This window comes from Mycobacterium asiaticum, assembly GCF_001673365.1.
Classification (GTDB): domain Bacteria; phylum Actinomycetota; class Actinomycetes; order Mycobacteriales; family Mycobacteriaceae; genus Mycobacterium; species Mycobacterium asiaticum_A.
Genome location: NZ_LZLS01000077.1, coordinates 1 through 10,490, shown reverse-complemented (window position 1 = coordinate 10,490; position 10,490 = coordinate 1). Strand labels below are relative to the sequence as shown.

9 protein-coding genes are annotated in these 10,490 nt (G+C 67.7%); 6 read left to right on the top strand and 3 right to left on the bottom strand.

All coding sequences use genetic code 11. The annotated features are described in order from the left end of the window. Together A5634_RS08110 and A5634_RS08105 are read right to left on the bottom strand one after the other, a co-directional pair. Positions 1-653 (bottom strand): PE family protein (locus tag A5634_RS08110; RefSeq protein WP_081290280.1); only part of this gene is annotated, 653 nt, incomplete at its 3' end. Between the two features lie 384 nt (positions 654-1,037). Next, on the bottom strand, positions 1,038-1,502 hold the full coding sequence (locus A5634_RS08105) for a tRNA (cytidine(34)-2'-O)-methyltransferase (RefSeq protein ID WP_065143536.1): 465 nt from the start codon (positions 1,500-1,502) through the stop codon (positions 1,038-1,040). Positions 1,503-1,641: 139 nt separating this feature from the next. Here A5634_RS08105 and A5634_RS08100 point away from each other — a divergent pair, with 139 nt between their 5' ends. The 6 genes from A5634_RS08100 (at position 1,642) to A5634_RS08075 (ending at position 8,233) form a co-directional block, all read left to right on the top strand. Further along, a complete protein-coding gene (locus A5634_RS08100) occupies positions 1,642-3,357 on the top strand; it encodes an alpha/beta hydrolase domain-containing protein (protein ID WP_065143535.1) in 1,716 nt (571 codons plus the stop codon). A 277-nt stretch (positions 3,358-3,634) separates the two neighbouring features. Then, positions 3,635-6,316 (top strand): sensor histidine kinase, encoded by a 2,682-nt coding sequence (locus A5634_RS08095; RefSeq protein WP_065143534.1) that lies wholly within the window; start codon positions 3,635-3,637, stop codon positions 6,314-6,316. Next, positions 6,313-6,768 carry a roadblock/LC7 domain-containing protein gene (locus A5634_RS08090; protein ID WP_065143533.1) on the top strand — a complete coding sequence of 152 codons (456 nt, stop codon included), beginning with the start codon at positions 6,313-6,315 and terminating at the stop codon, positions 6,766-6,768. The genes A5634_RS08095 and A5634_RS08090 overlap by 4 nt, the downstream gene beginning before the upstream one ends. Continuing rightward, entirely contained in the window at positions 6,744-7,118 is a 375-nt protein-coding gene (locus A5634_RS08085; protein ID WP_065143532.1) for a DUF742 domain-containing protein, read from the top strand. The genes A5634_RS08090 and A5634_RS08085 overlap by 25 nt, the downstream gene beginning before the upstream one ends. After that, positions 7,099-7,674: a GTP-binding protein gene (locus tag A5634_RS08080; RefSeq protein WP_065143531.1), complete on the top strand. Its 576-nt coding sequence runs from the start codon at positions 7,099-7,101 to the stop codon at positions 7,672-7,674. The genes A5634_RS08085 and A5634_RS08080 overlap by 20 nt, the downstream gene beginning before the upstream one ends. Positions 7,675-7,684: 10 nt before the next feature. Beyond that, a complete protein-coding gene (locus tag A5634_RS08075; RefSeq protein WP_065143530.1) occupies positions 7,685-8,233 on the top strand; it encodes a pentapeptide repeat-containing protein in 549 nt (182 codons plus the stop codon). Positions 8,234-8,265: 32 nt separating this feature from the next. Here the strand turns inward: A5634_RS08075 and A5634_RS08070 are convergent. After that, positions 8,266-10,490, bottom strand: a 2,225-nt coding sequence (locus A5634_RS08070; protein ID WP_155769423.1) for an ATP-binding cassette domain-containing protein, incomplete at its 5' end; no start/stop codon positions are given.

Genomic DNA, 10,490 nt, shown 5'->3' with positions numbered 1-10,490 from the left:
CCGGCACCCCAGATTCCGGCGGCTCCGCCGAGGCCCCCGTTGCCGCCACTGCCCCCGGCGAGCACGGCGTTCCCGCCGGCGCCTCCTCCGCCACCGTTGCCGTACAGCCAGCCGCCGGCCCCGCCGTGACCGCCCGTCGCCCCCGCACCTCCGGCACCGCCGTGGCCGCCATTGCCGAACAACCCGGCGCTGCCACCGCTACCGCCGGCCGCCCCGGCAGTCGTGTTGGTGTAGCCGGCGCCGCCGTTACCCCACAGCAAGCCGCCGGCCTGCCCGTTTGGACTGGCAGCGGTCCCCGCCGCACCGTCGCCGATCAGCGGGCGCCCGAGCAGCGTTTGGGTGGGCGCATTGATCGCGTCAAGCAGAGCCAAGTTGGCTGCTTCGGCATTGGCATAACCGGCCGCGCCGGCATTCATCGTGCGCACGAACTGGTCGTGAAATGCCGACATCTGTGTAGCCACGTGCTGATAGGTAACGGCGTGATGGGAGAACAGCGTCGCGATGGCCGTGGACACCTCATCGGCTCCGGCGGCGACCAGTCGCGTCGTCTGCGCGGCTGCCATCGAATTTGCCGTGCCGAGCGCAGAACCGAGACCCGCCACATCAGCCGCTACTGCTTCGACCACCGCTGGGACCGTCATCACGAACGACACTGCCGCCTCTTCCGTAGAACCATCGACAATATTCCGCGCCGCGGACCGAAGGTCACCGTAATGCATTGCGTGTCACTAAAACTGAATATTCGACAGTTGACGCCCACGTTTGTCTGGTTGCCACTCCGACCGGTGCTGTCCCCCAATCGGAGGACACGGAAATCATCCCGGTCGTCCCCTATTGGGGGACACCGCCCAACCGTGGAGTCGGGCAATCTAATGACATCAAGTTCATACCGAAAACCTCACCGAAAGGGATGACCGCGATACCCACCGCCGGCCCAACCTCCGGCACCACAAACTGAGGCATGTTTTTCCCCCTGCCCCCCGAACATGCCCTGTAGAAAGCAGGCTCGTGCGCTTCGCACGAGCCTGCTTCTGCATTCACACCGAACCGTGGTATCCCTGCTGGCGCCAGGCCTCGTAAACAACAACCGCAGCAGCGTTGGACAAATTCAGTGAACGCCGGCCGGCCAACATCGGAATGCGCAACTGCTTGGTGATGTGCGGGTCGGCCAGCGTCGTCGCGTCCAGCCCGGTCGGCTCGGGACCGAACATCAGCACGTCGCCCGGGCGGTAGTGGACGTCAGCGAAGCGCGAAGTGGCCTGCGCGGTGAACGCGAACACCCGCGCCGGGCCCAGCGCAGCCCAGGCCTGCTCCAGCGAAGCGTGCACGGTGACCGACGCCAGATCGTGGTAGTCCAAGCCCGCGCGCCGGAGTTTGGGTTCGGAAAGGTCAAAACCCAACGGCTCGACCAGGTGCAGCTCGCAACCGGTGGCGGCCACCGTCCGGATCGCGTTTCCCGTATTCGGCGCGATACGTGGTGAGTAGAACAGCAGCCGGAACATCCCTCGATCATGACAAGCGGCCACCGCCCAGTCGAAGCAAGAATTTCGCAAGCCGTCGTCAAGAACTTCTTTAGAACTCTCCAAGCCCCCTGCAGAAATCTGTGAAGCGACCAAACGCCGAGGGGGCCAGGAGCTAACGATGACCGTCGAATCAGTGCAGGTGACCAACACCTACCCGCACGCCGACAGCCGCTACGAGAACGTCGAGGCGACCGTCACATTCGCCGTCGACCCGACCGAGCTGGCCAACCAGCGCATCGTCGATCTCGAACTGGCCCCGCGCGACGCCGACGGCCTGGTCCGTTACGACGCCGACCTGCGCCTGATTCGCCCGGTCGACGGCGGCAACGGCAAGCTGCTGTTCGTCGTGCCCAACCGCGGTGTGCCCACCAACGCACCTTGGCTCAAGGGCGGCTTCCTGCTCGACCGCGGCTGGACCATCGCCTCCTGCGGCTGGCAGTGGGACGTTCAGCGTGGACCGGCCACCCTGGGGCTCACCGCCCCGCAAGCCGACGTCGAGCCCGGCTTCATGCGCCTGGAGTGGCGCTCGGACAGCGTCAAGGACGACCACGTGCTCAGCTTCACCGCTCCCGAGATCGAGTCGATCCCGGGTGCCGACGTGCTGTTCAAGTTCACCGACTACCCGACCGTCGACGTCAACGACCCCGAAGCCGTGCTGACCGTGCGCACCGCCCCCGACGCTGAGGCCATCGTCGTTGCCCGCGAAAGCTGGCGCTTCACCGACGAGACCCACGTCGCTCTGGACGGCGGATTCCAGCCTTTCCACTGGTATGAGTTGACCTACCGGACCGCGCTGGCCCCGATCGCCGGGTGCGGCATGCTGGCCATCCGCGACATCGTGAGCCACCTCCGTGCTGACGGCATCGAGCACACCTTTGCCTACGGCGTCTCCCAGGGCGGCCGGTTGCTGCGCCAGTTCATCTCCGACGGCCTGAACGTCGACGAGGCCGGGATGCCGGTGTTCGACGGCATCTTCAGCGACTTCGCCAGCGCCGCCCGCGGCCAGTTCAACCAGCGCTACGCCCAGCCGTCGGCCCCGGGCGGCAGCGGTCACGGCACCAACGACCCGCTGGGCAACGCCGACCTGCTCGCCGTCCAGCGCGAACTCGGTGGTGTCCCGAAGACGATCTTCACCAACAGCTCGACCGAGTACTGGCAGGGTGACGGCGCGCTGGTGCACATCGACCCCCAGACCGGTGAAGACCTGCCCGAGGACCCCGACGTCCGCACCTACCTGCTGGCCGGCACCGACCACTTCGGCAGCAGCAAGATCAAGGACGCGCTGCCCGTCGCCAACCCGGTGCACCACCTCGACGTCACCCCGGTCACCCGGGCGCTGCTGATCGCACTGGAGAACTGGGTCGTCGACGGCATCGAGCCCCCCGCCAGCCGGGTGCCCCGGACCAGCGACGGCACCGCCGTGGCCCGCAAGGACGTGCTCTCGGTCTTCGGCTACGCCAACACCCCTGGTCCCGCCTGGCTGCCCGCCGCGCGGCGCGGCCAGTCCCACGTCGACCTGGTGTCGGCAGTCGACGCCGACGGCAACGAGGTGGCCGGGATCCGGTTGCCCGCGGTTGCGGCCCCGCTGGCGACCTACACCGGCTGGAACGCCCGCCGCTACGTCGCCGACCTGCCCGACGTCCTCTACGAGCGCATCGGCAGCAAGCTGTCCTTCCCGCCCGGCCAGCCCTCGATTGCCGAGCGCTACCCGACCAGTTGCGACTACGCCGACGCCGTCCGGAACGCCGCGGAAACCCTTGTCGCACAGCGGTTCTTGCTGACCGAAGAGGTCGAGTCGGTGGTGAAGAAGACGGTCGCCGCATACCCCGGGTGATGAGGTCCTCAGCGCCGATTGTGCGTCGCACGACGTTCCAGCGGCGCGTCGCGTCGCCAGACGCACAGTCGGCCGCATTTGCCGGACCTTATCTACTCAGTAACAATTACGAAGACCCCAGCTTTCCCTGTTCAAGGGCTGTCATACTCGTCGGATTGCCAGGCATTCACGTTCGCGGCCATCTGCCGGGGCGGGCGAATAAAGCAGCAGGAAGTTTCATGAGTCTCTCGTTCCACGTGACGCGACCCGAAGGCGCGGCCGGCGCGGCCGCGTGCACATGACGATGTTCGCCCGCCCGACCAACCCGGTCGCGGCGGTCCCACCTGGCGCTCCCGCTGTCCCGCCCACCCCTACCGCGAAGGCGCAGAAGCGCCCGGCGAGGTGGTCGCTGGCCAACTGGCCGGTGCGCTGGAAGGTCTTCGCGATCGCGCTGGTGCCGCTGGTGCTGGCCGCGACGTTCGGGGCCTTGCGGGTGCAGGGCGAATTGGCGGACTCGAGCGGTCTGCGACTCGTAGCGGCCCGGGCTAACGTCGTCCCGGCGATCACCAAATACATGTCGGCGCTGGATGTGGCGTTGCTGGCCAGTTCCACTGGTCGCGACGTGGAGGGGGCCAAGAAGAACTTCGCGGCACGCAAGTACGAGCTGCAGTCGCGAGTGGCCGACACCGACGTCATTTCAGATGTGCGGACCGGCGTCAATTCCCTGCTCAACGACGGCCAGGCGTTGCTGGACAAGGTGATGGACAACAGCATCGGTTTGCGCGACCGGGTCACCACCTATGCGCCGCTGTTGTTGACCGCCGAGAACGCGATCGACGCCTCGGTGCGCGTGGACAGCGAGCAGATCCGCGCACAGGCGCAGGGGCTGAGCCGGGCCGTAGGGGCCCGCGGGCAGATGACCCTGCAGGAGATCCTGGTGACCCGCGGTGCCGACTTGCCCGACCCGCAGTTGCGTACCGCGATGATCACCTTGGCCGGCACCGAACCGTCGACGCTGTTCGGGATGAGCGAGGTGCTCGGCGCCGGCTCGCAGGAAGCCAAGAACCTGCAGCAGCAGATGATGACCCGGATGACCATCATGTCCAACCCGGACAGTGTGCTGGTCGACAACCCCGACCTGCTGCTTTCGATACGCACCACCCGGGGCATCGCCGAGCAGATCATCACCGACGCGACGCTATCCGTGACCAAGTCGGTGCAGGCCCAGGCCACCGCGCGTCACGACGCTGCCATCCGCGACGCCGTGCTGGTGCTGGTCGTCATCGGGCTTGCGTTGTTGGTGGTGCTGCTGGTGGCGCGTGCCATCGTCAAGCCGCTGCGGGTGCTGCGCGACGGCGCGTTGAAGGTCGCCCACACCGATCTCGAAGGCGAGATCGACCGGGTCCGGACCGGCTTAGAAGCCTCGGTACCGGTACCCGAGCCCCTGGCGCTCTACACCACCGAGGAGATCGGCCAGGTCGCCCACGCCGTCGATGAACTGCACACCCAGGCCCTGCTGCTGGCCGGGGACGAGGCGCGGCTGCGGTTGCTGGTCAACGACATGTTCGAGACCATGTCGCGCCGTAGCCGGTCCCTGGTGGACCAGCAGCTGTCGCTGATCGACCGCCTGGAGCGCAACGAAGAGGATCCCGAGCGACTGGACAGCCTGTTTCGGCTGGATCACCTGGCGGCCCGGTTGCGCCGCAACAGCGCCAACCTGCTGGTGCTCGCGGGCGCCCAGATCGGGCGCGACCAACGCGAGCCCGTCCCCTTGTCGACGGTGATCAACGCAGCGGTATCCGAGGTGGAGGATTACCGTCGCGTCGAGATCGGTGCGGTGGCCGACTGCACGGTGCTCGGCGGTGCCGCCGGCGGCGTCATTCATTTGCTCGCCGAGTTGATCGACAACGCGCTGCGGTATTCGCCGCCGAACACACCGGTCAAGGTCTCCGCAGTAAGGGGCAGTGAAGGAGGCGTGCTGCTGCGCATCGCCGACGCCGGATTGGGCATGACCGACTCCGACCGACGTATGGCCAACATGCGGCTGCAGGCGGGTCACGGCGCCACCCCCGAACCGGCCCCTGAGAACGCTCGCCACATGGGTCTGTTCGTGGTCGGTCGATTGGCCGCCCGACACGGCGTGCGGGTGGGGCTGCGCGGCCCGGCGACCGGCGAGTCCGGCACCGGTACGACGGCCGAGGTCTACCTACCGTTGACGGTGCTCGTCGGAGGCCAGCAGGAGGCCCCTCAGGCCCCACCACAGCGCCAGTTCTTTGCCGTGCGGCCCCCCGAACCCGACGTGGCCGCTTCGGCGGTGTCGGTGCCGCTCGGCGGGGGCACCTCGGTGACGTCGCTGCCGCGCCGCAGTCCCGGGTCCAGTGGCATCACCGCGGCTCCAGGTCAGGCCAGCACCGAACCCGAGGCGCCACAGAAGCGCCCGCTGCCAACGCCGTGGTGGGAGAAGGGGTCTCAGCAACAACCCCAACCGGCCCAGCAGACCGAGTCCGCCACCGCGTCGGACACGTCGGCTTTCTTCGCCCGGCGACCCGCCGCCGCAACACCGTCGCCGCGGCCCGAACCACCGGAACTCAAACCGTCCGGTCCCGAGGACGACGACGTCATCTACCAGCGGATGCTTTCCGAAATCATGGGCGATCCAAAGGATTTGGTTCAGAGTCCCGATCTGGATTGGCAGACGGTCTGGGACCGGGGCTGGTCGGCGGCTGCCGAGGCCGAGGAGCGCGAGGTCGATTCCCGCACCGAGCACGGTCTGCCGGTGCGGACGCCGGGAGCTCGGCTGATCCCGGGGGCGGCCGACGCGGACACGGCCCCGGAACCCGTGCCCAACGGCGGATCGCACGCGGTCCGGGACCCCGACGCGGTGCGTGCCTCGATCGGCAGCCATTTCACCGGCGTGCACTCCGGACGCTCGCATGCCCGTGACGTCGGCGGTTCGGCGGGTCAGGAAGGGCAGGAATGACGGTCCAATCGTCCTACAGCCCGCTGGACTGGCTGGTGTCGAAGTTCGTGCGTGAGGTGCCCGGGGTGGCGCACGCGCTGCTGGTATCGGTCGACGGCTTACCGGTCGCGGCCAGCGAACACCTGCCGCGCGAGCGCGCCGATCAATTGGCCGCGGTGGCGTCCGGGCTGGCCAGCCTGGCCACCGGCGCCGCGCAGCTGTTCGAGGGCGGGCAGGTGCTGCAGTCAGTGGTCGAGATGCAAAATGGGTTCTTGTTGCTGATGCGCGTCGGCGACGGATCGCATCTGGCCACCCTGGCCATGCCGTCGTGCGATATCGGACAGATCGGTTACGAGATGGCCGTCCTTGTCGAACAGGTGGGCAACGTGGTGCAGTCCGCCCGCCGCGCCGAACCCGGACCGCAACCCGGACCGCAACCCGGACCAAAATGGACCAACGCGAGTCAGCACTGACACCACGGGAACCGAACCTGGTCCGCCCGTACACTTTGACCGCCGGGCGGACTGGCACCGACGTCGACCTGCCGTTGGAAGCGCCGGTGCAGACGCTGGAAGCCGGCATGGCACACGAGTGGCCGGCCGACGACGCACGAGGCAGGATCATCGGGTTGTGCGTGAGCAGCCCGTCGGTCGCCGAAATCTCGGCCCGACTGGATTTGCCGGTGGGCGTTGCGCGCGTCTTGGTCGGTGATCTGGTCACCTCCGGTTACCTTCGGGTGCACAGGACCTTGACCGACCGTTCGACCCGCGATGAGCGGCAGGAACTCATAGGAAGGACCCTGCGTGGTCTCAGGGCACTCTGAAGCGCACGGCACCGCATCGACGAAGATCGTCATCGCGGGCGGCTTCGGCGCCGGAAAGACCACCTTCGTCGGCGCGGTCTCCGAAATCATGCCGTTGCGAACCGAGGCGATGGTCACCGACGCTTCGGCCGGTGTCGACATGCTCGAAGCCACCCCCGACAAGCGCACTACCACCGTCGCGATGGACTTCGGTCGCATCACCCTGGGCGAGGACCTGGTGCTGTATCTGTTCGGCACTCCGGGCCAGCGTCGCTTCTGGTTCATGTGGGACGACCTGGTTCGCGGCGCGATCGGCGCGATCGTGCTGGTGGACCTGCGGCGACTGCAGGACAGCTTCGCCGCCGTCGACTTCTTCGAACACCGACGACTGCCATTCCTGGTGGCGGTCAACGAGTTTGACGGTGCACCCCGCTATCCGGTCGGTGAGGTGCGCAAGGCGCTGACGCTGCCCGAGCACATCCCGGTGATCAGCGTCGACGCTCGCGACCGCCGTTCGGCCACCGACGCGCTGATCGCGGTGAGCGAATACGCCTTGGCCTCTCTGACGGCCAGCTGAGCTGAGCGTCTTGGGGGACTGGACTGACCGCGAATTTGCCGGCGAGGACTTTCGTGACGAGGACTTCAGCCGACTGCGCACCGAACGCGTGGTGTTCACCGACTGCGATTTCAGTGGCGTCAACCTAGCCGAGTCACAACACCGCGGATCGGCCTTCCGCAATTGCACGTTTACCCGAACCACCCTGTGGCACAGCACTTTCGCTCAGTGCAGCATGGTGGGGTCGGTGTTCGCCCAATGCCGGCTACGGCCGGTGCTCTTCGACGAGGTGGACTTCACGCTCGCGGTGCTGGGCGGTAACGACCTGCGCGGTGTCGATCTGAGCGGATGTCGGTTTCGCGAGACGAGCCTGGTGGAAACCGACCTGCGAAAGAGTGTGCTGCGCGGTGCCGACCTGCGCGGCGCGCGGACTGCCGGGACCAAGCTGGACGACGCCGACTTGCGGGGCGCGAACGTGGACCCGTCGCTATGGACCAGCGCATCGTTGACCGGTGCGCGCATCGACGTCCCGCAGGCGTTGGCGTTCGCACTGGCGCACGGGTTGCGGTTGGACTCTTAGCGGCGGCCGGTAGGCGCAAAGGCTCGGCACACCTAGCGCTTGAGCCGCAACCGCCACCACACGATGACGGAATAGACCACCGACAGTGCGGCCAGCATCGCCATATCGAACAGCCACGCCTGCCGCGAATGCGTCCAGTGGCTGTCCTCGGGGCTGATCGAGCCGGGCACCAGTTCGCGCAGGTTGACCGTGGCCGCCGATGCCCCGTAGCCCCACCGCGCCGGCACCAGCCAGGACAGCTGATCCAGGAACATCCGGTTCGTCACCGGGACCACGCCGCCGGCCAAGACCAGCTGCAGCATCAGCGACACCACCAGCAGCGGCATGATCTGCTCGTTGGACTTGGCGATCGAAGACAGCAGCAACCCCAGGATCGCCGAGGCCACACACGTCGCGGCGATGCTGACGAACAACTCGAAGCTGGGATTGCCGAGCAGCACCGCGTGCTGTGTCGGTGCCCCCTTACCCAACAACACAATCCCGGTGGCGATGGCCGCCTGCGCGATAGCGAAGACGCAGAACACCGAGATCTTCGCCCCGAGATAGGCCGAGGTGGACAGGCCGACGGCCTGCTCGCGGGTAAAGATCGGTCGCTCGCCGATCAGGTCGCGGATCGTCAACGCGGTGCCCATGAACACCGCGGCAATGCTCAGCAGGTTCAGGATCTGCGCGGCCTCGTCGGGGGTATTGCTGGCCGCTTCGGCCATCCTGAAACCGCGGTCACCGGGAACCGTCAGCGACAAGGCGCCCAGGATGAACGGCAGTACGGCCAGAAAGACGAAATAGGCCCGGTCGGCGATGACCAGGCGAACTTGGCGTCGGGCGATCGTCGAAAACTGCCGCCGCGCGCTGGTGCGTGATGGGGCGCCCAGCTCGCTGGGCGTCTGCGCCGCGGTGGGGGCCGGCGGCTGGCGGTGGGCCAGAAAACGCCGGTTCGCCTCGTCGGGATCGGCGCCGACCTTGGCGAAAATGTGCGCCCAGTTAGTGGTGCCCATCGCCACACCGATCTGATCCGGCGGACCCAGAAACGCCGTCTTGCCACCCGGGGCCATCAGCAGCACCTGATCGCAGACGTCGAGGTAGGTCAGCGAGTGGGTCACCACCAGCACCACCCGCCCGGCGTCGGCGAGCTGGCGCAGCATCGTCATGACCTGCAGGTCAAGCGCCGGGTCCAGACCCGACGTCGGTTCGTCGAGGATCAGCAGGGACGGGCCGGTGAGCAGTTCCAGAGCCACCGACGCCCGCTTGCGCTGCCCGCCGGAGAGCTGATCCACCCGGGTATCGGCGTGTTGGGCCAGCCCCAACTCGTCGAGCACCTGGGCGATGACCTGCGCGCGGTCCGCCTTGGTGGTGTCGGGAGGCAGCCGTAGTTCGGCGGCGTAGCCCAGCGCCTGGTTGATGGTCAGCTGGCGGTGCACGACGTCGTCTTGCGGGACCATCCCGATCCGACTGCGCAGCGAGGCGTACTCGGTATGAATGTTGTGGCCCTCGAACGTCACCGTGCCTGCACTCGGGGTGGTGTATCCGGCGATCAGCCTGGCCAGTGTGGTCTTGCCGGCGCCGGAGCCGCCGATGATCGCGGTCAGCGTGCCGGGCCGCGCGGTCATCGAGACGTCTCGCAGCAGCGCCTTGCCATCGACGCTGAAGCCGACCCCGGTCACCTCAAGGCCGCCGATGCGGCCGGCTTCGGTGCGTCGCACCAACGTGCCGCCGCTGAAGGTGAGGTCGACGTTGCCGATAGTCACGACGTCCCCATCCGTCAGCACCGCCGAACCCACGCGGATGCCGTTGACGAAGGTCCCGTTGATGCTGTGGTTGTCCCGGATCTCGGTGCCGATGGACGTCGGGGCGAGGTAGGCGTGCCGGCGTGAGGCCAGCACATCGTTGACGATGATGTCGCAATCCTCGGCTCGTCCGATCCACGCGGTGCGGCCGACGGGCGGTGCGAGATTGGCGTCAGCCCCGAGGACCGTCATCCCTTTGATGCCACGCGTCGGCAACTGCGACACCATGTTGACCGGCCCGATCTGCGTGGTCGACTCCACCTCCGACGAGGGTTGCGCGCTCGGGCCGGCCGGCGGGATCAGCGGGATCGCCGAAGGGCGTTGCACGTCGGTGACCGACTTCGGCGGCGGGGGAGGTGCGCCCCGGAACGACCGGGGTGGTGGTTCGGATCGCCCGCCAGGTTGGGCCGGAACCGGTGGCGGCGGACCCGGCCTGCCGGCCGGCGGACCGGGGGGGGGGGCCGGCGGGGGCG

Bases quoted from the DNA above. Each gene is read 5' to 3' on its own strand.
- A5634_RS08085 (WP_065143532.1), top strand. From the start codon at position 6,744: ATGGACCAACGCGAGTCAGCACTGACACCACGGGAACCGAACCTGGTC.
- A5634_RS08105 (WP_065143536.1), bottom strand. From the start codon at position 1,502: ATGTTCCGGCTGCTGTTCTACTCACCACGTATCGCGCCGAATACGGGA.
- A5634_RS08100 (WP_065143535.1), top strand. From the start codon at position 1,642: ATGACCGTCGAATCAGTGCAGGTGACCAACACCTACCCGCACGCCGAC.
- A5634_RS08090 (WP_065143533.1), top strand. From the start codon at position 6,313: ATGACGGTCCAATCGTCCTACAGCCCGCTGGACTGGCTGGTGTCGAAG.
- A5634_RS08095 (WP_065143534.1), top strand. From the start codon at position 3,635: ATGACGATGTTCGCCCGCCCGACCAACCCGGTCGCGGCGGTCCCACCT.